15 protein-coding genes are annotated in these 20,610 nt (G+C 68.7%); 7 read left to right on the forward strand and 8 right to left on the reverse strand.

All coding sequences use genetic code 11. From position 1 onward, the window contains the following. Positions 1-137: 137 nt before the first annotated feature. Entirely contained in the window at positions 138-1,391 is a 1,254-nt protein-coding gene (locus tag IPK71_05775) for a hypothetical protein (GenBank protein MBK8213243.1), read from the reverse strand. A gap of 1,049 nt (positions 1,392-2,440) precedes the next feature. Between IPK71_05775 and IPK71_05780 the strand changes: the two genes are divergently transcribed. From IPK71_05780 to IPK71_05805, 6 genes are all read left to right on the forward strand, one after another. Further along, positions 2,441-3,199 carry a hypothetical protein gene (locus IPK71_05780; GenBank protein ID MBK8213244.1) on the forward strand — a complete coding sequence of 253 codons (759 nt, stop codon included), beginning with the start codon at positions 2,441-2,443 and terminating at the stop codon, positions 3,197-3,199. Positions 3,200-3,496: 297 nt separating this feature from the next. After that, the gene (locus tag IPK71_05785; GenBank protein ID MBK8213245.1) at positions 3,497-5,182 is read left to right on the forward strand and encodes an RICIN domain-containing protein; all 1,686 of its coding nucleotides are present in this window, start codon (positions 3,497-3,499) and stop codon (positions 5,180-5,182) included. Between the two features lie 217 nt (positions 5,183-5,399). Continuing rightward, on the forward strand, positions 5,400-5,924 hold the full coding sequence (locus tag IPK71_05790; GenBank protein MBK8213246.1) for a hypothetical protein: 525 nt from the start codon (positions 5,400-5,402) through the stop codon (positions 5,922-5,924). Beyond that, complete coding sequence (locus IPK71_05795; protein MBK8213247.1) at positions 5,924-6,475, forward strand: hypothetical protein; 552 nt, start codon at positions 5,924-5,926, stop codon at positions 6,473-6,475. The genes IPK71_05790 and IPK71_05795 overlap by 1 nt, the downstream gene beginning before the upstream one ends. A gap of 180 nt (positions 6,476-6,655) precedes the next feature. Further along, positions 6,656-7,492, forward strand: a complete 837-nt coding sequence (locus IPK71_05800) for a fibro-slime domain-containing protein (protein MBK8213248.1) — start codon at positions 6,656-6,658, stop codon at positions 7,490-7,492. 141 nt (positions 7,493-7,633) lie between these two features. Beyond that, complete coding sequence (locus tag IPK71_05805; protein ID MBK8213249.1) at positions 7,634-8,098, forward strand: hypothetical protein; 465 nt, start codon at positions 7,634-7,636, stop codon at positions 8,096-8,098. Positions 8,099-8,415: 317 nt separating this feature from the next. Here the strand turns inward: IPK71_05805 and IPK71_05810 are convergent, their stop codons facing one another. After that, a complete protein-coding gene (locus IPK71_05810; GenBank protein MBK8213250.1) occupies positions 8,416-10,248 on the reverse strand; it encodes a hypothetical protein in 1,833 nt (610 codons plus the stop codon). Between the two features lie 139 nt (positions 10,249-10,387). Beyond that, positions 10,388-10,972, reverse strand: coding sequence for a hypothetical protein (locus tag IPK71_05815; protein ID MBK8213251.1), 585 nt, complete (start codon positions 10,970-10,972; stop codon positions 10,388-10,390). A gap of 230 nt (positions 10,973-11,202) precedes the next feature. Here IPK71_05815 and IPK71_05820 point away from each other — a divergent pair, with 230 nt between their 5' ends. Next, positions 11,203-12,738, forward strand: coding sequence for a hypothetical protein (locus IPK71_05820; protein ID MBK8213252.1), 1,536 nt, complete (start codon positions 11,203-11,205; stop codon positions 12,736-12,738). 300 nt (positions 12,739-13,038) lie between these two features. Here the strand turns inward: IPK71_05820 and tsaD are convergent, their stop codons facing one another. The 5 genes from tsaD to IPK71_05845 form a co-directional block, all read right to left on the reverse strand. Continuing rightward, the gene (tsaD, locus tag IPK71_05825; GenBank protein ID MBK8213253.1) at positions 13,039-14,091 is read right to left on the reverse strand and encodes a tRNA (adenosine(37)-N6)-threonylcarbamoyltransferase complex transferase subunit TsaD; all 1,053 of its coding nucleotides are present in this window, start codon (positions 14,089-14,091) and stop codon (positions 13,039-13,041) included. Between the two features lie 46 nt (positions 14,092-14,137). Next, positions 14,138-15,040 carry a hypothetical protein gene (locus IPK71_05830; protein ID MBK8213254.1) on the reverse strand — a complete coding sequence of 301 codons (903 nt, stop codon included), beginning with the start codon at positions 15,038-15,040 and terminating at the stop codon, positions 14,138-14,140. A gap of 514 nt (positions 15,041-15,554) precedes the next feature. Continuing rightward, entirely contained in the window at positions 15,555-17,480 is a 1,926-nt protein-coding gene (locus IPK71_05835; protein ID MBK8213255.1) for a hypothetical protein, read from the reverse strand. Positions 17,481-17,540: 60 nt separating this feature from the next. Continuing rightward, on the reverse strand, positions 17,541-18,758 hold the full coding sequence (locus tag IPK71_05840; protein MBK8213256.1) for a PEGA domain-containing protein: 1,218 nt from the start codon (positions 18,756-18,758) through the stop codon (positions 17,541-17,543). A 287-nt stretch (positions 18,759-19,045) separates the two neighbouring features. Continuing rightward, the gene (locus IPK71_05845; protein ID MBK8213257.1) at positions 19,046-20,470 is read right to left on the reverse strand and encodes a serine/threonine protein kinase; all 1,425 of its coding nucleotides are present in this window, start codon (positions 20,468-20,470) and stop codon (positions 19,046-19,048) included. Positions 20,471-20,610: the final 140 nt, after the last annotated feature.

Raw genomic sequence — 20,610 nt, forward strand, 5'->3', positions numbered from 1 at the left:
AAACCGTTCTACTAGGTGCCGCTCGACATGGACCTTGAGGCGGCAGTTTCGCAGATGGCATAGGCGATTCGCAGGTCGACCTGGAGGGCTGGGACGCGTGCGCGGATCGCGCGGGCGAAGGAGAAGGTCGCCGGTTTCTATATGTCGGCCTCGTCGCTAAGCGAGCCGATGAAGTCGGGGCTTGGGAGGACTCGTTGCTGCTCACGCTGAATACTCTCCATGGCGGCCTTGAAGTGCTCCTGGAACTTTGGGTCCGCCGTGGGAGGAAGCGTCAGGTCGCAGGGCAAAGGGAGGCGAGCGTAGTGGCTTCCGAGCGAGAGTGAGTGTACGAGAATGGAGTATGACCCGGTGCCGGTTCGGACGAACTCCCATTCCTCCTTTGCGTGATCGGGCGTGACACTCATGAGGGTGTGACCCTCGGACCAGGAGCTGAGGTTGGGGCCGAACGTCTCGATCCCGATGTGGAGGCCGAGCGAACTGCTCCGCCGTGGGACCCAGTCGCCGCTCTCAATCCCACGCGACGGATAGTACGTTAGCAGAAAGCCGGCAAACGTTTGGTTGGCGTCAGCCATGATAGCATCCAGGTCTTCCCTCAAGCAGCCGTTGTGGATGGCGTCGGACTCTTCAACGGCGAACAACGGCACGCCCTTGTAGCCGGACGCCCAGCTCCTAATTTCCTTCGCGATCTTCTGGTCGAGCTGCCGGAGTACCCGCTCTCTCTCGGCCTTTCGTAGGGGTACGATAAGCCGGAGGCGCGCGCGCCGCCTCTGTCCGGCCACTGGGGGAAGATGAGGAAGCATCTGGCGGGTGACCTTGATTCCGTTTTGCTCCACTTGCGCCACGTCCCAACGAAGCCAGAAGTCGTACAGGACGTTGAACGCGTCCGCTGCTTCTCTCTTTGTGAGGGTTGCTCGCGGGAAGATCATTTCGAGCAGCAGGTTCTCGGGCACGTCGTAGAACACGAACCGTCGAAAAAACGACCGTGCGATCGAGCCGAGGTGGCTGTGAAGCTCCTCCACGGCTCGAGTTCTTGAGCGGGCCCGGTAGCAAGCCACCCCGCACGTGTGTCCCGACAGCGCTTCGAACTCGATGTCCGGCCCCGAACTCGGGCCACCCATTCGCAGCAGCTTCTGGCCAGCCGAGCGTGCAATCGCTGCCCCCACCCGGAGCTCGTACCGGAAGTCGTCGAAGCCTTCTGGGTCGGTGCGCATGGACTTGAACAACGACTTGGCGCCGGGCACGTTCTCCACCATACGGACGTCGTCCGCGAGATGATGGAGGGCGTCCCGCGCTCGCTCCGTTGGCTCCGACCATAGGGCGCGCAACGGGTGGCCGGCGGGGACATCCGCGAATGGAAATGCCGCGCGCAGCGTCTTTTCGTCGGGCTCCACGGCGATAGAGAAGGTCGACGGGGCCGACGTCCAACGTTTGACGGGCTCGCCAGGGTGCTTGTTCACTTCGCGACCCACGTCGTCCAGTTGCCCAGGGTGGTTGGGTCGATCCTACCTTTGATCATGCCGAGCGCATGCATGCGGGCGTTAGCTTCGAACCACATGAGACCTCCGTTGTGGGGCACCCAGCTCGTTGCGCTCGGGTTAGCGCCTTCGCACCAGTCAGCTCTGCGGTTCTCAGGTGGTTTTCGTAGCCATCTTTGGGATCGCGGCCAGCCATTGGCGATTCGGTCCTTGACGAGTCTGTCTTGAAGAAAGGCGAGGACGACCTGCTCAAGGTCGCAGTTTGCCATGGCGCCCTCGGCAGTCTAGCTCGAACCTCACGGTTGGGGCCCGAGCGTACGTCAAGCAAACCAGCGTTCGCACGCCACCGGACGGCGGGACGGCGTGGCTCGGGGAACTTGCACGGCGCCCACGGTCCCCACGCGGCGAATCGAACGTTGCACGGCGGTTGCCGAACCGACGAGGCTGGCACGTCGCCGCACCGCTGCCGTCGCGCGCCTCATCGGCTAGTCCTGCTGCGGCTCTGCGCCGTTTCTTTCCCAAGACGCAGCGTAATCCGCGCTCTCGGATCTTGTCTAGGCCCACCATTCGCGCGCGTCTCGCCCCGCGCACCCGGGCCCCGTGCTGCGTTCGTGGCACGCACGCCGTCAGCACCCACGCGAAGTGTTTTTCGCGTGGCGCGCACGCCCGACACAGGTGGGCCAGGTCTCTCTGCCGTGACCTCCCCGCCGTCACCACATGCCCAACGTGGATGCTCCGTGTGCCGCACCGAAAACACACCTGGGGGACGTGGTGTGACGCGTGGGAGGGCCGGCGGGGCACCCCGGCAAGGTGGGCTAACCGCTCGAAACAATTCGGGAAGTGCGATGGGTGGTGGGCGCGGCGGAGAAATCGACGAGGCCGTCACGTTTCTTCGCAACACGCGCCGGGTGCGAGCCGAGACACAGGGGCGACGCGAGAGTGCGGCGCACTTCAAGGAGCCTCGAATGAAACCAGTGCGAAGTGTGGGTAATGTCTCGTCCCTCCATCTCCCGGGCATCGCGGCCGGGCTCAAACAAACGACCGAAGGCGTCACGCTGAGCGCCGAAGAGTCGAAGCGCCTCAAGAAGTTCTTCGTCGCGGTGAAGCCGCTCGAGCACGAGACGAAGGGGCGCATGCAGGCCGACCTCGCCGAGGCGAAGGTGGGCGCCATCGACCTGCGGGTCGACCGCAACTGGATCGTCCTGCGCGATCTCACCGAGGCCTACGCTCGGCTCGCGGGCGTGACGGAGCTCGGCGACGAGGCCGCGACGCTGCTCAAAAAGTTCTTCGCCGACATGTCCTTCCTCAGGCGCGACACGGCGGCGCAGGCCGAGCACGGCAAGGCGCTGCTCGTGTGCCTCGAGGAGGAGCCGATGTCGAAGGAGCTTCGGGCCATCCTCCGCCCCGCGCTCGCGGTGCAGAAGGTGGAGCACGCGGAGTACGAGGCGGCGGTGCAGGAGAGCCTGGTGACGCTCGAGCGCGTCTCGGCGCTGGCCCCGCTGCGGCGCGACGCCGCGGACGCGCTGCAGTCGTTCGTTACGCTCGCGGAGGCGATGGCGACGACGAACGAAGAGATCGCGGCGCTCCACACGATGCTCGCGCCGGTGGACGCGATCTTGGCGAAGGTGAAGGCGTCGATGGCGAAGGGCGAGGACAAGCGGGACGAGAAGCGCGGCTCGAAGGCCGACGAGAAGCCCGCGCGGCCCGAGGAGCCGCAAGACTGACCGTGACGTGACGTGACGTGAGAAGAGCCGGGCCTTGGGGCCTGGCTCTTTGGTTTTTGTGGGGGCGGATGGGTGAGCCGGCGCACGCGTGGTGGACGACAGGAGGAGGCCCCGCGAGCTGCGCGGCACTGCACCTCGCGCCCGCATCGACCGCGTGTACCGAGCCGTACCGGTACACCGCGGTCATCTCCGACGTATCGGTCGCAACAGTAACGATTTCAACGGCTTATGGGCGGTGACGTGGCTGGCACGGACGCTGCTGAAGGGAGGTCGAACCCCAACGATACGGAGACTCCCATGAACACCAAGCTCGTCGCTCTCGCCCTCGTCGCCTCGCTCTCGTCCGCCGCATGCGCGGTCCCCGCCGCCTCCGACACCGCGGACATCGCGACCACGGGTGAGGCGCTCACGGAGGTCGGCATGCTCGGCGTGACGGTCCCCCATCAGGTCGCCCCCGACGCGCTCCAGCTCCCCGATGCCGGGCTCGGGTACAACGCGCGCAGCAGCCAGGTCGCCCCGATCTCCTGCTTCGACGTCGTGACGAAGTCGCAGCCGAACCAGCGCGGCCAGGTGACCTTTTCGAGCCAACTGGACACGGCCCAAGCGAGCTCGGCGCTCTCGATCGACGTCGACGCGAAGGCCCACTTCGGGATCTACAAGGGCGAGGGCTCGTTCAAGATGGCGAGGGAGGCGACCTCGTCGAGCGGCTCCTACACCATCCTCCTCTCGGCATCGCAGCTCGGGCCGCTCCTCCAGTCGAGCAGCGTGGCCCTCACGAGCCAGGCCGCGGAGCTCCGCGAGCGCGATCCGGAGAGCTTCCTCCAGTCGTGCGGCGATCAGGTGATCACGAGCGTCCAGCTCGGCTCGCGCCTGGCCATCGCGTACCGCGTGAGCTTCTCGTCGGACGAGCTGAAGAGCGAGATGACGGGCTCGCTGTCGGCCAGCGCGACGTTCGGGGAGCTCTCGACGAAGCTCTCGAAGGCGCACAGCTCGCAGAAGAAGGGCATCCCCATCGCGCTCACGCCGACCCAGCTCGGCGGTGACCCCTCCCAGCTCACCCGCGTGCTCGACCCGAAGAGCGCGGTCACGTGCTCGGGGGACAACCTCGACGCGTGCCTCGACCTCGCCCAGAAGGCGCTCGACTACGCCTCGAGCGACTACCCGACGCAGTTCGGTGGCTCGGACGGGTACGTCCCCCTCTCGTTCTCGACGGCGAAGCTCTCGTCGGTGGGCATCTCCGGCGTCGACTTCCCGGACACCCCCGGCAGCGTCGTCACCGCGCGTCGTGATCTCCAGACGGCCTTCGACTCGGTCGTGACGCTCCGCTCCCTCGCCGACGTGCGGGCCACGAGCCCGGCCTACGACGCTGCGAAGGTGAAGTCCGTCCAAGCCTGGCTCGACGCCGACAACGCCGCCCTCCAGGCCGTGGTGCCGAAGTGCTTCGACGACGTGGAGACCGTGCAGGGCGAGGACGATCCGAAGGTCGTCGCGTGCGTCTCGGCCGCGAAGCAGGCCATCGCCAAGGTGCACGCCGAGAGCGACGTGCGAGCCGCGCTCGACGCTGCCGCGCAGACCTTCTACGGGAAATCGTTGGTGCTCGCGGCGCGCAGCGACGTGTGCCTCGACCTCTACCACGGGGGTACCTCGGACTTCACGTCGGTCGGCGCGTACGTGTGCAACGGCACGAACCCGCAGCTCTGGAGCTACTCGATGGACGGGCGCATCCGCAGCCAGATGAGCACCAACGCGTGCCTCGACATCGACCACTCGGGCGTGGCCGAGGGCACCAAGGTCGACATCTACTCGTGCGACAAGACCGACCAGACCTGGACCCTGGACGACCAGGGCCGCCTCCGCGGCGTGACGGGCATGTGCGTCACGTTGGCGGCCCCGGCCAAGGCTGGCGACCACGTCCAGGCGACGATGCAGACCTGCCGTGACCAAGACACCGCCGGCGCCTACCAGCACTTCGTCGTGAAGTGAGGCGACCTACGAGCGAGAGGCCCGCGACCCGACGAGGGCTCGCGGGCTTCGTCGTGTCAGGAGCGAGGCGCGGAAATGACCGCGATCGTGCGGTGCGCTGACCGGCGAGGTGCGTGCGGGCCGCGCGATCTCGGAGCGCCGCGAGGGAGCGCCGAGTGGGGTGGCGCCGACCGCCCCGCCACGTGCATCTGCCGGGCGCTCGTGGCATGTTCCCGGCGTGTATCGCTGGGCGTGGGGAGCGGGGGCCCTCGTGAGCCTCGTGGGGTGCGTGGCGGTCGGCGACGATCCCAGCTGCGCGTACAAGGAGATCGTCGAGCCCGAGCGCGCGAACGCCACGGGGCAAGTCGAGCTCGTGATCGCCGCCGAGGGAGAGCCTCGAGCCTCCGCGTCCGCGCGGATCCGAGGCAACTCGAAGGGCGGCTCCGTCGCGGTCGTCGGGGATCGCGCGACCGGGGCGGTGGTCGCGGCGATCTCGTGGAAGCTCGAGGCCGATCCTTCGTCGCCCCTCGAGCTCCCGATGCTCGTGCAGACCTGCCGCCGTACCACCGAGCGCCTGCACGACTCTGGCGAAGGGTGCGTCGACGGGCAGGGCGCCCGGTCCTCGTCCGAGCAGCGGCTCATCTTTGGTCACCTCGTGTGGTGGGGCGCGCAGGCGTACTCGATCCACGTCGACGAGCCACGCTTGCGAATGAGCCTCGCCGTCTCCTGGACGCCGGCGGTCCTCGCGTGCCGGGAGCTCTGATGCGCTACGCCTCCCGTGTTCGTCCGTGGTTCTTCGTGGTGGCCCTCGCCGCGTGCGGTCAAGGTCGAGACGTGTGCCTCGACCACGACGACGAGATCCCCAAGGCGACGGACACGCGCACCGCGGCGGCCACGGTGGAAGAGCTCGTCCTCGCGGACGGGACCAGGCTCGCGCGCCCGATCGCGTACGCGGACGCGAACAGCAACGTGGTCTACGTCGATCGCACGGAAGACACCACGGACGCCGGCGCCGACGCATCGCCCTCTCCGGACGAAGGAGATGACACGCGCCGGATCGCGAGGCTCGTCTGGGTGGCGGCTCGGCTACCCGCCGACGCCGTGGACGTCACGACCGAGGTCATCGCGTGCCCCGCGGCGACACAACGCCTCGAGTCCTCGGAGCGATGCTCGGGCGACGTGGTGCCCGAACGGTGGACCGTCACCGCGACGCTCCGGCGCGTACGTCGCGACAGCTACAGGCTCACGGTCGACCACCCCCGGGTCCGCGCGCGCGTCGACGTCGGGTGGATCTACCCGTGTCACGGCTACTGACCGTGTGCCGGTGACTGCCCGTGTGATGGGAATCGATCGCGGTTTCCCGTGGTTCGCGCGGGCATCGAGGCGCACCGATTGCACATGACGCTGCGCGACAATCTGCAGGTTCAGGCACGCAGACAAATCGGCACGATGGGCTTGCCCGTGCGAGCGGAGGACCCGTACCGTAACTCCACCATGAGTTACCCCAGCCTCCGGATGCTCGGCCTCTTCGTGCTCGGGATCGGCGCGGCATCGGCGTGCGCGAACGCGCCGACGGTCGAGCGCGATGACGGCTTCTCGGACGAAATCGTGGAGAAGGAAGCTGGGCCAGGGCCGAAGCCGCCGGGGCCTCCGCCGGGATCGTTCGGGGACGCGGCGCCCGTCGAGGCGTCGACCCGCGATGCGTCGTGCGCGCCGAGCTTCCGCGGCATCGTGCGCGACTTCGACGACACCCATCCGGACTTCGAGAAGTTCGTCGGCGACGGAGAGCTGGGCATCGTGGCCGGGACGCTCGGCGCCGACGGAAAACCCGTGTACGTCTCGAGCGGGACGACGCGGCACACGACGGGCAAAAGCAACTTCGATCAGTGGTTCCGCAACGTGCCCGGCGTGAACGTCGCCATCGACTACGACGTGCCCTTCGTCGAGACGAACGGCCGGCTCCTCTTCGAGAGCAACGCGTTCTTTCCTATCGACGGGCGGGGCCGAGGGAACCAAGGGCGCGCCCACAACTTCCACTTCACGTTCGAGCTCCGCAACCTCTTCTTGTACAGGGGCGGAGAGGTCTTCACCTTCTCGGGGGACGACGATCTGTGGGTCTTCGTGAACGGTCGGCTCGCGATCGACCTCGGCGGCGTGCACGACACGAAGCGTGGCTCGATCGACTTCGACGCGCGCGCCGCGGAGCTCGGGCTGGTCAAGGGGAACGTGTACGAGCTCGCCGTGTTCCAGGCCGAGCGCCACACCCCGGGATCGAACTTCCGCATCGAGACGAGCGTCCTTTTCACGAACTGCGCGCCCGTCGTTCGGTGATGGGTGCCCCAGGGCGCCGAAGACGGATTCACGACGTGACGCGGACGCCGGCTCTTGTGGGCGGCGGCGGCTCGCCGATGTGCGTGGGGATCGATTGAAGGGCACGTCGCAAAGGGATAGCGTCGCGGCATGCCAAAGGACGTGACAACGAAGCTCCTCCTCGTCGGTTCGCTCGTCGTTCTGGGCGCGTGCAAGCAGTCGTCGAACCCGGCGGCGGACGCGGAACCTACGGGGAAGGCGGCCGTGGGCTCGGTGACCGGAGACGAGCGTCCTTCGGCCGCGGCCATCGCGCGAGAGCCCGCTGCGCGGATCATGACGCTCAACGAAGCCGCAGCCCTTGCGACTGGCGACCGTCGATCGATCCGGGGTACGCCGCTGCTCGTGACGGCGACCGTGTCCGAAACCCAGCAAGGACCCGAGGGCTTCGAGTCGAAGGCGATCGTGCGCTTCGTCTCACCCAAGAGGCCCGCTCGGGCCATCGTCGATCTCGGCGCACCGGCGTTCGTTCTTCCCGTGGTCGGCTCGACTGTCACGCTCCTATGCGATGAGGTCACCTGGATGCCCGCTTTGGGGGCCCTGCAGTTTCAAGACTGCGCCCAGAGGTGATGGCGTGCTCACTGTCTTCACCTTGTAGCCAATCGTGGTGCCGACTTGGCCAGCGCAATTCACGCCCCACTCTTTGGGCACTCCGAAATCCCCGTCATCGTCCCAGTACACGAGCCCGACCTCGAGCCACGGGCAACGCTCCGCGCTCGGATACGTCACGACGCCGAGGCGGCCCCGTGAAGCCCCCGGCTCTCCTTGGTCGGACGACGAGTAACTCTTCGCGGGGGCGCCGAGCACGCCGTACGCGAAGGCCGCGACGTGAGCGCGCCAGGCGTCCCTCTCGAGGTAGGTTTCACTTCTCGTTGCCAGTCGGCGACTCAAAAGTCGTCGAGCCAGTGCTCGTTTCGGAACTTCGCGAGGAGCCGCTCGGCCGAGCCGGGCGCGGACAGGGCACCGTAGAGGTCGAAGGGGTTCCAGTGACGGACCATGTTGCCGTCGACGATGGCGGAGGGGACGGCGCGCTCGACCTTCGCATCTTCGCCCGAGGTGAGGATGCGCGAAAAGAAGCGGCGCAGAGCCGGGAGGCCCGGGATCCCGCGAGGCATGTCGGCCCAGCGGAGTGGCCCGTAGATCGCGAGGAGCTCGAGGCGCTCGAGGCACGAGAGATCCAGCGGCAGCGCTATGGTATCGAACGCAAAGAGCCCGAGGCGCCGGAGGGCGCGCATCCGCTCGAGGGGCCGTAGGGCGTCGGCGTCGGCCCTGTAGGTGTGTACGACCAGCGTCTCGAGGCCGGAGAGCTCGGGCAGCCAGTCCGGTAGACGCTTGACGGAGAGGTGGAGGTGGCGCAGCGCGGGGAGCCCGGCCACCCAGCGCGGCAGCTCGTCGCCGTCGAATCCGAGCGTCTCGAGCGGGTGACCCTCGGGGAGCGTGGCCTTCGACGTCCATAGGAATCGGAGGGGCATTCGGGCCATGTCGTCCGACGTGAGGAACCCATCTGGATAGATGGCGGCCTCGAGCCGGAGCTCGCGCGCGGCCTTCGACCCGGGTCGGCGCCACGACCCCATGTCGAGGACGCGTAGGGGCCGGGCGGGACGAGCGAGGAGGTCGGGGGGTGGCTCGTCTCCGCCAAGGCCGAGCACCACCTCGAGCGTGGGGATGCGGAAGAGGGCCGGATCCCAGCGCGCCGATCTCGAATTGTACCCGAGGTCGATCGCACGGAGCTTCTCGAGGCGCCCGACCTCGGGCGGCAAACCGCGTGGGATGTTGGTGTCGTAAAGATACAGGATCTCGAGATCGGAGAGCTCGTACACCTCGGGCCAGAGCTCGCGGATCCGATGATGGTAGAGGCCGAGGGCTCGAATCGGCATCGACGGGAGCGCGCTGCGGAGCTTGGGCGAGATGCTCTTCCCAGCGAACCAACGGCCCCCCAGGTCGAGGACGACCGCGTCCTCGGGGTGGGCCAGGATGTGCTTGGCGTCGAGCGCGGTCAGGTATTTCGCGCTCGCGAGATCGGTGTGCGTGGTCGCGTGCGTGACTTGGGCTTTCGCCGTGGGCTTCGCCTTCGCCTTCGGTTTTGGCTCGCGCTTGGGCCGAACGGCCTCGGGCGCGAGCGGCAAGCTCAGTTTGGCCCGGAGCGCCTGGCATAGATCGCACGCGCAAAGGCCTCCTCGGACGAGGGCGCGGACGCGCTCCCGGTCCGCCGCGGGCACCTTCGCCAAGGGGTAGACGGAGTCGAACACGCGGAATTCGTGATCGTCCCCAGGGTCGGGATGGGCCGAAGTGACGGCGAGCTTGGTCCCGAAGTAGAAGATAGGATGGTCGTTCTTGGCGAGGGCTGCCTCGAGGGAGCGTGGCCGAGGTCCGAGCTCGGCGCCGTGAAGGCGGGCGCGTTCGGAGAGGACGTCCCACATCTCGAGGGCGACGAGCTCCGTCCAGTGCCACGACGCGTCGGCCTCCCCGACGCACAAACCGGCGGCGTCACCGAACGAGAACGTGATGTTTCGTTCGTCTGCGAACCAGCTCCCGTCCATGAGGCCGTCGCCGGCCTCCATCGCGAGGTAGGCGCCCGTGATGTCGCGGAGCCCCTTGCGCTTGGCGAGGGAGTTGATCCGTCGCGAGAGCACACCCCAAATCGTCTCGAGCAGCGCCTTCTGCTGCGCGGCTTCGTGCGGGCCCCGCTCGAGCGGAATGAAATAGACGACTCCCCCCATGTTCGTATTCGCGGACCTCGGCCCGCGGTCTCCTTTGCTGCGATGGTCGCACGACCCAAGCTCGCCCGTCACACTCATCGAGGGACGGGCGACCCTCGCGAGGTGCGTGGGTCGCCCGGAGTTGCGAGAGACGTCCTTTTCAGAGGCTCGGGGCGCCGCGCTTGGCGAGCTCACGCTCGGCGCGCGAGCAGTCCTTCGACCATTTGAGCCAAGCGCCGTTCTTTCGGTAGCAGTAGACGAGGCTGTCCTTCTCGACCGTGCTCACGATCGCGATGACGGCGCCGGCCTTGACCGGCTGGCCGTCCTGGCCGCCCTTGATCCTCCACTCGTAGACCGGGGAGCTCGACCAGTCGAGGTTGATGCCGAGATCACGTCGGCTGTAGCGGATGTAGTTTCCGTCGTTTCCTCGGCGCACACGAATGGCGACCGGCTCGCCGTACTTCACCGGGCCCGAGCCGGCCTGCCGCTTGATGGTGACGTAGTCGCCGTGCTTCGTGTCCCAGCCGAGGTTGATTCCGCCGAGGGTGCCCTGGCGCTTGTACGTGAGGGAGCTGCCGGACACGACGCTCTGCAGGTCGAACGTGTCGTCCGAGACGAGGTCTCCCGAGGAGCCCGTGACCACCTTGTAGTCGGGCTGAACCGGAGCCTCCGCCTGCGCGCCGGCCGTCAAGCTGAGGCCCACCACCGTCATGCACGCCAACACACCGACGATCGATCGTTTCATAGTCGTCTCCCTCGAAAGTGCGGTGTCGCCGAGCGCCACACCGTGCCTCACCTCAGTGCAGGGCGCGTGCCACGATGCCGAGCGCCGTGAGCGGCGAAAACCTGGGAAAAACGAGGGTAGGGCGCGCTCCGCCCGAGGGCGCGCCCAGGGCGGGCCCGCGAGCTCGGGCGGTCCCGTGCGACGCTCGCCACCACGTAGCCCGATCGCGCCGCTCCGCGTACGTTCGGGTCATGCCGAAGCTCGCGCGTCTCGCGCACCTGTCGCTGCTCGCCGTGCTCGCGTCGAGCGGCGTCTACGCATGTGCGGGGGCCACGCCTCCGCGAGAGATGCCCGCGCCGATCGAGCCGAGCGCCCGTGTGGCCGTAGCCTACGACTCCGGGCCAGACAGCGCGGCCCCGGACAGCGCGGCCCCGGACGCCGCCCACGAGCGCCCCCCGCCGCGCGGCCGCGACGCGATCGTGACCGCCCTCTCCGAGAGCCCGAACGTCGTCACGCTCGACGGTGTGCCGGCCCTCTTTCCGCCCGCGCTGAGGCGCAACTTCGTGCTGAAGCACGGCATCTCGCGGCGCGGCGAGCGTGGCCACCTCGTCGAGACGCGCGTGAGCCAGAGCGCCGATCCGGACGCGCCGCGCGTCATCGCGTGGGACGAGGGGCGCGGCCTCGTCGTGAGCTACAACGGCGGCGGGCCGAAGCAGACGAACGGACAGCGCCTCGACATGCACGAATTCGACCTCGAGAGCGGTCGCTTCGAGCTGTCGTCGATCGACTTCCCGATCGCCCCGGGCGCGCCGAAGCTCGAGTCGAGAGGATGCGACACCTGCCACGGCCCACGCGCGCGGCCGATCTTCTCCATGTACCCGGATTGGCCGGGCTTCTACGGGTCGGACAACGACGAGCTCTCGCGCAAGGACGTCCCGGTGCAGGCCGCGGAGCTCGCCGACTACCAGAGGCTCCGCGCGCGCATCCCGAGCCTCCCGCGGTACGCGCCGCTCTTCTCCGATGCCGACGTGCGTGCCCGCTTCGATCGGCCGCTCTGGGACACGTTCCCCTACCGACCCGACACACGCGAGGACATCCACGCCGTCTCGCGCGCGTTCGCGTTCCGCCCCGGCCTGCGGCTCGGCCTCGTGCTCGCGCGCATGCAGGCGCGCGCGTTGATCGCCCACGTCGTCCATCACCCGAGGTACACGAAGCTGGGCCCCGCGTTCCTCGCGACGCTGCTCGAGTGCAGCCTCACGCCGCGAGCGACGGCGCGGGTCTCGAGCGACGCGCGGGAGGCGCTCCAGGAAGCGCCCAAGCTCGTCGGGAAGAAGCTCCACGAGCGTCAGGCGTGGCGGCTCTTCGACCTCGAGATCCGCGACGTGGATCTTCGTTACGGGTACGGGCACGAAGGCAACGCCTCCGACGACGCGAGCTCGAACCCGATGGCGATTGGCTACATCGGCACGTATTGGAATGCCTACTTCGACGGGAGCGCCACGCTGGACGAGCTCGTCGCGAGCGGCCTCCTCGCCGACCTTTCGCGGACGCACCCGACGCTCGCGGGCATCGTCACCCCGAGCGGCCTTCGCAAGAAGTACGCGCACCTCACGGAGCGCTTCGTGTTGGACGCCCCCTTCTTCGACGCGATGGACCGACTCGGAACCTGGATCCCCATCCCGTACCCGAGCGCGCTCGACAAGGTCCACCACCGCGAAGGGTTCGGGAAGGCGTACCGCGACCAACACGAGAAGCTCTGCGGAGCGCTCGACGCGCTCCTCGAATGACCGCCGTGCCCGCTCCGAGGCCCCGAAACGGACCCCTCCGGGGGCCCACTGTTACGGCGCCGGAACAGTGACGTGATCCGAACGATTTCCGATGGTTACTCGATAGTAACTCTGGGTGAGTGGGGCGGTCGCCAGGGCCCGTCGCGAGAGCCGCGTCCGGGCACGCGAGCGCCCCCGAAGACGACGTCGTGGCGCCCCTCGTGCACGGCGCCCCGATCCCTTCTCCGCAAGCACCTTGGTGGCGGTCTTGCCCGCCTCCGTGGGGACTCGCGACGAGCGTGCGGTTCGGAGGCGCCTCGCTCAGCGCACCCCGCGGCCCTTGCGTGTCTCCCGCGGCAACGACGTGACGCTCGTGGCGGCGAGGTCGGGGCCGTGCACGACCCCGGCGGTGTGCGCGAGGGCTCCGGCGTAGGCGATCATGGCGGCGTTGTCGGTGGCGCTCGCGAGGTCCGGCAGGTGCGCGACCATGCCACGCGCCTCGCAGGCCTCGGTCACACGCGTGCGGAGCTCTCGGTTCGCCGCGACACCGCCGCCAATGACGACGTCGCGTACGCCTTCGCGCACGGCGGCCGCGATCACCTTGTCGGTGAGCACCTTGGTCGCCGTGGCTTGGAACGACGCGCACACCGTGGCGAGCGCGTCTCCCGTGGGGACGCCGTACTTCGCCACGTGCTGCACCACCTGGGTCTTCAGGCCCGAGAAGCTCATGTCGAGCGTCTTCGTGCTGGCCATCGGCGCGAGGAACATCTCAGGGTCTGGCGTGGCCGTGCGCGCGAGCCGATCGACCACGGGCCCCCCCGGGTACCCGAGGCCGAGGAGCTTCGCGACCTTGTCGAAGGCCTCGCCGGCCGCGTCGTCGCGGGTGGCGCCGAGCTCGCGAATTTGCTCGGGCAGCGGGCCGTCCACTCGGTAAATCGCCGTGTGCCCGCCCGAGACGAGCAGCGCGACGAACGGTCTCTCGGGGGGCCTCGCGGGGGCGTCGCCACGACGGAGCTCGTTCGCGAAGAGGTGCCCGACGAGGTGGTCCACGCCGACGAGCGGGATGCCCTTCGCCCACGCGAGGCCCTTCGCCACTTGCACACCCACGACGAGCGCGCCGACGAGCCCGGGGCGGCACGTGACCGCGACGAGGCCCACGTCGTCGAGCGTCTTCTCGGCCTTCGAGAGGGCGAGCGTCACCACGTGCGGCAGGTTCGTCAGGTGATCCCGCGAGGCGAGCTCGGGGATGACCCCGCCGTACGGGGCGTGGAGGGCGACCTGGCTCTCGACCACGTCGGAGAGCACGCGGCCCTCGTGGTCGACGAGCGCGGCGGCCGTCTCGTCGCACGAGGTCTCGATGCCGAGCACGATCATCGCGCACCTTCTCCCACGAGGCAGGGCGCGCGACAAGTACCCGAGATCACGGGCACTTCGGTGTCCACACGTCGGGCCCGAAGACCTCGGCCACGAGCGCGTGCAGCGCAGGATCGTAGGCGAGGAGCTCGGCGCGCGTGTTCACGTCGTTGTGGATTCCGTTCGGCGGGCTCGCCTGGAGGTTCGTGTCGAAGTACGACTGCACGCCCTCGGCGAAGTACTCCTCGACGTTCGAGCCCGCGTAGGTGTCCTTCCATTTTCCGGCGGCGATCGCGCTCCTGTAGGCCGTGTCGAGGCGGCCTTGGAACGTCGTGTCGGCGAAGGTGACGCCGAGGTTCACGATGCCGTGCGAGAGCTCGTGCACGAGGATGTTCTCGCCGACGTACGGGTCCTTCGTGTCGCAGAGGAGGTTCTCTTCGGCGCACGACGTGGCGGGGCGCGCGACGGTTCCGCCGAGGCCGCGGGCGCGCACGTTCCAGTCGGTGCCGGGGAAGGCTTGGTAGAGATCGGCGTGCTCGGGGACGTCGGTCGTCACCTCGCTGCGGGCCATCACGGCGAGGCGTGCCTTCTTCGACGTCATCGCGGCGCGCACGTCCGAGCGGAACGAGAGCATCTTGGAGGCGATGCGGCAGGCTTGGCGGAGGGCGCCGTCGCTCACCTTGTCGGAGGCGACGACGGGAAGGCCGGTCGCGTCGAGGTGCTTCTTGTAGAAGGGGGAGAGGCCGAGCGCGGCGGGCGGGGGCGCGATGGGCGCGTCGCATCCCGTGGCGATGGGCGCGTCGGGTGCGGAGGCGTCGACGCCCGGGGCTGCATCGGCCGTCGGGGGGCTTGCGGCGTCGGCCACGGGGACGTCGGCGTCCGGCGTGGGCTGCGTGGCCGGCGTCGTCACCAGGGTGCACGCGACGAGGGTGGCGAGCGGCACGACGGCCAGGAGATTCGCGAGGCGCATCTTCGGAGCATACACCTCGGGTTTTCGCGTCGCGCCTCAGTCCTCGCAGCGGGGTCGCGTCGGGAGAGCACGACCTCTTCCTCGACCGCACCGTCGGGGGGGACGATCTTGGGCCGCACGGCGCGAATGCCGGGCCGCGTCGGTGTGTCGCTCGGTCGACCCTGCCAGTGTCGCGGGGTGGAGTCGGGGGCGCTGTCTTCGGGGGCCACGAGCATGCGCGCCGTGATGACGTCGGCATGCCACGGCAAAGGGCCGCGAATCCCGGAAGGTGGACGATGCCCGTGGACCTCTCGTGAGGCTTCGAGGCCGCGCGGCGTGAGGTGCCGGCGCAGCATGTTCGGTTGCCGGTAGCTCACGTGGCCGACGGGCCGACCGAGGCCCGAACCGACCCGTGAGGACCGACCGCCGACCCGTGAGGACCGACCGACGTTCGCGCCAAACACATGAAATGAATCAATTTACGCGCCAAGGCATGCCCGAACGGCATCCGCGTCAAATTCCGCCCGCCGTGCCGCTACTCGCAGCCGGTCGAGGCGAACACGGGCACCGGCTGGGCCTGCGAGCCGACCGAGAGCGCGAGGAGCGAGCGGTCCTTGAGGGTGCCGACGAAGGCGTCGCACGCCGTCGGGCAGAACCGGATGCGCCCTCCCTCGACCGTGTACCCGTTCTTGTCGGAGCAGTCTTGGGAGGCCTTCACCCGAATGGTCTCCCGGCGGACGGGGTCGTAGTACGAGACGACCGACTTGCCGTCGACCTGCTTGCCGCCGGGCACGCCGTAGAGGCACGAGCTGAGGTCGCGCGTGATCTGGCTGAGGGCGTCGCTGCCGCGAGCCTGGTCTTTGCGGGCGTCGTAGAGCTTGAAGGTGTCGGCGGCCTCGCGGGAGGCCTGCTCGAGCTCGGGCTCGACCGTGCCGTCGGTGCCGAGCAGCAGCGTGTAGGTCGGGATCTTCCCTTTGCGCACGACGTCGACGAGCGGGGTGCCCGCCGTGCACTTGGTCGTGGCGAAGTCCTTGTTGCCGATGAGGAGCACGCCCTTGCGGCTGAAGCCGGAGAACTCGGCCTCGTTCAGCTTGGCGTACGCAGACTCGAGCGAGCCGTCGGCGCGGAGGGGCGTGGTGATGGGCTCGAGCGCGCGTGTGCCGGAGACGAAGTCGGCGATGGTGGTGGCCACGGCCTTCTGCGCCTTGAGCGCGGGCTGCATCGGGACGTCGAGGAGCTTGAAGGTGCGCGTGCCGCAGTCGATGTCTTGCGGGATGACCTTGAGCCCGAGCTGCATCGCCTCGAACACCGGGTCGGCGAGCGAGAGGCCGAGGGTGCGCGTGACCGTCGTGTCTTTGTAGAAGTCCGACATGCGCACCGAGCCGTCGAGGAGGACGACGAGCGCGCTCGGGGTGGGCTTCACCTCGAAGGTCTGGCAGGTGCCCGCGAGCGGCGTGATCGTGCCGGCGGGGTTGCCCGTCATGGCCTTGAAGACGTCGCCGTCGCAGAGGGGCTGGCGCTGCGTCTTCGACTGGCACACGCCCGAGCTCTTGAGGCCGCTGATGCGGTGCGCGGGGACCTTGCCGTCGGGATCCTGGCCCTTGACCATGTCGCACAGGCCCGGCGCCAGCTGGAATTGCTGCGGCTTGGACGCGTCGGGGATGAAGTAGCCCTCGTCCGGATCTTGGTCGAGGACCTCGGCCACCTCGCCGCCGTCGAAGAAGGCGCGCACGTTGAGGCCGTCGCCGTCCTTCGGGATGGTGATGCCGGGGTAGCTCGGGGCGCCGGGAGAGCCCGGGTGCGCGTAGATGCACTTGTCGGCGTCGAGCAAGATGGGCGTCTGCCCGGTGAGGTTCACGCACGTCTCGACGTTGAAGCACGTGGTGGCGGCGCCGTTCACCATGCGCTCGTCGAACTCGGCGAGCTTGGACGAGTCGGTGTCGACCGGGGCGCACCGGCCGGCCTTGCACGTCTCCTCGGACTTGCAGTTCGTCTTGTCGAAGCACGAAAACGAGAGCGGCATCGGCAAAAAGAGGATCTTCTCGGGCGTGTACGTCTGCCGCGACGAACGCAAGATGCGGCCTTTCGCGGCCTCGGTCCCGAGCTGGATGGGCGTGTTCACGCAGTCGGCGAACTGGTCGACCGTCGTCGCGTCTTGGCGCTCCTCGGAGTAGCCGGCGACCGTGATCGTGAGGGGGAGGCCGCGGTTCGAGTCGTCGATGGGGAGCGTGCCGAGCGTGCGGGGGAGCTGCACCTTGCCGTCGAAGACGCGGTACGAGTCGCACTTCACCTGCGTGCCGCCCACGAGCACGTCGACGCGGATGGTCTTCAGGTCCTTCGGGACGCGCACCTGGGTCGAGATGCCCGCGACGAGCTCGGTCTGCTTCTTCCCCTCGCAGCCGCTCCAGACGAGCGCGGAGGTGCCGAGGGCGGCGAGCGTGGCGATGGTGCGGAGCTTCATGCGGCAGTCTCCTTGGGGCAAACCCCTAGTTTAACGAAGAAAAGTGCGGGGCGCCCGCGGCTACTGGTGCTCGACGATGTAGGGAGGGAGCGTACCGCGGTACGGATCCTGATCTTTCGGCGCGAAGAGCACGGCGGCCGCGCCGATGCCCACGCCGATGACCACGACGGTGCCGATGAGCCACGGGCCGAAGCTCGGGGCCTTGTCCTCGTTGAGGATGGCGGTGACGGGGCGCTCGCCGCCCTTCGGCACTTCGACGTCGAGGTTGTAGGTGTAAAAGCCATTCTTTTTGGCGGTGACGAGGTGGGGGCCCGCGTCCACCGCGCCCTCGAAGCGCGTCGAGCCGACGACCTTTCCGTCGATGAGGATCGTGGCGCCTTCGGGCTTGGTGGTGACGATGAGCTTGCCTTGGCGTTGCTCTTTGGAGAGGCCGAGCGAGACCGCGGCGGCCTCGCCCTCTTTCATGACGACCGACTGCTTGGCCGTCGCAAATCCTGGCGCATCGGCCTCGACCACGTAAGGCTCCGAACGGATGACAAGCTTGCCCGTGTAGGGCGAGGCGCCCACCTCTTTGCCGTCGATGCGCACGGTGGCGTTCGGGGCGCCCGAGACCTGCACCGTGATCGTGCCGAGCTTGGCGATCGCCTCGAGCTTGAGCTCGATGGGATCGGGCTTTTTTCCCTGCGGGAACGATTTGACGGTCGACGCGTCGGCGTAGCCGGCCTTCTTGGCGGCGAGGCGCCGCTCGCCGATGTCGACCCGGAGGGGGCTCGCGAGCGGGGATACTCCGACCTCGACGTCGTCGACGTAGATCTTGGCGCCGGGCTCGCTCACGCTCACGACGAGCTCGACGACGAACGCCTCGAGGCCCGCGGCGGTCTCTTTGGCGCGGGTCTCTTCCTCGGGGGAGAGCTTGCCGGCGCCCTCGGAGAGCTCTTGTTTGAGCACCTCGATCGCGCGGGCGTAGTGGCCGGTGTTCTTGTCGCACACGGCGACGTTGAAGAGCACGCGCGGGTTCTTGGTCTCGCGGTAGACGTCCATGAACTCGGTGCGCGCGGCGCTCCAGTTGGCCGCCCCGTAGAGCACGACCGCCGTGTCCCATTTCGCGTGCACGGCGGGGGGCAGCTCTTCACGAATCGTCTTCGATTTCCCTGGTTTGGCCGCGGCGGGCTTGGGCTGGGCGAGGGCCGTGACCGGGAGCATGGGGGCCACGAGCGCGCCGATGAGCACGCCCGCGAGCGCGCCCGAGAGCCTGGGACGGGAAGGGATGGTTCGCATCGGCCGGGGTTCCTTTGGGGCACGCGCACGGGTGCGACGAGCCCGGAGAAGTGCGGGCGGCGAGGGGCCCGGACCCTCGAGCCTACCTCAGTTTTGGATGCCGGTTTGCAAGACGTGGGTGGGCTGCGGCTTTGGCGCGGCGCCGGTCGGCTTGGGCTGGGCCGCGTGGGCCGAGGCGGAGGGGGTCGCCGATGGTGCGGCCGACGTGGACGGCGCCGCCGACGCCTTGTCGGCGACGGGGGGCGGCGTGGCGACACTCGGGAGGGCCGTAGGCTTCGGCTCCCCGCTTACGTTCGCGGGGACGGGGGCCGCCGTGAGCTTGGCGATGCCGATCGCGACCACGACCGCGGCGAGCGCGATGCCTGCGCCGGTGATGAGCATGCGCTGCGAGCCCGCTTGTGTGTCGCGTGTGGGCTGGGTGGCCGACAGGGCGGGGGCCGACGAGCCGAGGTTTCCGCCTTCGGGGCGGGGGTAGGTGACGTCGTTCTCGCGTGGTACGCGCGGGGCCGCGATGCCTCCCATGGCGCTCGGGCGATCGGGCATGGCCACGGTGCCCGCGGGCCCATGGGGCGGAGGAGGAGGTGTGCCGGCCGCAGGCGGGGGCACGGAGCTCCGGCGATCGACCTCGGTCCCGGCCATGCCGAGGGTGCGCACGGCGGCCTCGGCTTGCGCTTGGGAGACGCCACCTGCGAGGGGTGTGCCGCCGAGGGACGCGCCCTTGACGAGCTCCGAGAACGCCACGGCGGAAGGGGGAATGGCCCGAGATGCGCGCCCGGCGTCCTCCGGGGCGACGAACCTCTGCATGCGCGCGATGAGGGCGCGGCCTTTCTCGTCGGTGAAGGGCTCGAGCGCCTCGGCGAAGAGCAGCGCCGACGCGTACCTGTCGATGGGCTCGCGCGCGAGGCCCTTGCGCACCACGTCCCACAACCCGGGGGGCAGATCGGGGACGAGCTCGTCGAGCGGGTCGGGATCGGCGGTGAACAGCTTGAAGAGGAGCTCGGTGAGCTGCCCGCTCTCGGCGCGGAAGGGCGTTCGGCCCGAGAGGAGCTCGTACAAAATGACCGCCACCGAATAGAGATCGCTCCGCGCGTCGACCTCTTTGGGGAGCGCGCCTGCTCGGCCGACATGTAGAGCGGCGTGCCGAGCGCCGAGTGCGTCTGCGTGAGCGACTGGCTGCCCGGGTCTTGGATCTTCGAGATGCCGAAGTCGAGGATCTTCACGAAGTCGTCGTCGCCATCTTTGTGGATGACGAAGCAGTTCGACGGCTTCATGTCGCGGTGGATGATCTGCGCCGCGTGCGCCGCCTGGAGCCCGCGCAGGATCTGGAGCACGAAGCCCACGGCGCGCATGGCCGGGAGCCCGGGTTTTCCCTCGGCCTCGAGCACCTGCGCGAGGTCGCGCCCGTCGAGGCAGTCCATGACGAGGTACGGCGCGCCCGAGGGCAGCTTGCCCACGTCGTCCACGTGGAGCACGTGATCGCTCGCGATGCGCTTCGACGCGACGCCCTCGTTCAAGAAGCGGTCGACCGCGCCCTGAACCTCGACGTACTGCGGGTTCATGAACTTGAGCGCGACCGGGGCGCGCAAGACGAGGTGCACGGCCTTGACCACGGCGCCCATGCCGCCCTGGCCGAGCACGCGCTCCACCTTGTATTTGCCGTCGATGACCTCGCCGGGCTGCGGGTAGGGCGACGTAGGAGGGACCTGCGACATGGTGAGCTTCGGAGGATAGCAGCCTTTTCGAAAGCGCGACTTTTCGGCGAGGTTTCGGCCAAAAGGGGCGCACTCGGGGCGCCTTCGCTCGCTTCGCGCCCCTCGTGGCCGACCTCTTCCGTCGTCGTAGCCTCGGACGG

This window comes from Myxococcales bacterium (genome assembly GCA_016712525.1).
Classification (GTDB): Bacteria; Myxococcota_A; Polyangia; order Polyangiales; family Polyangiaceae; genus JAAFHV01.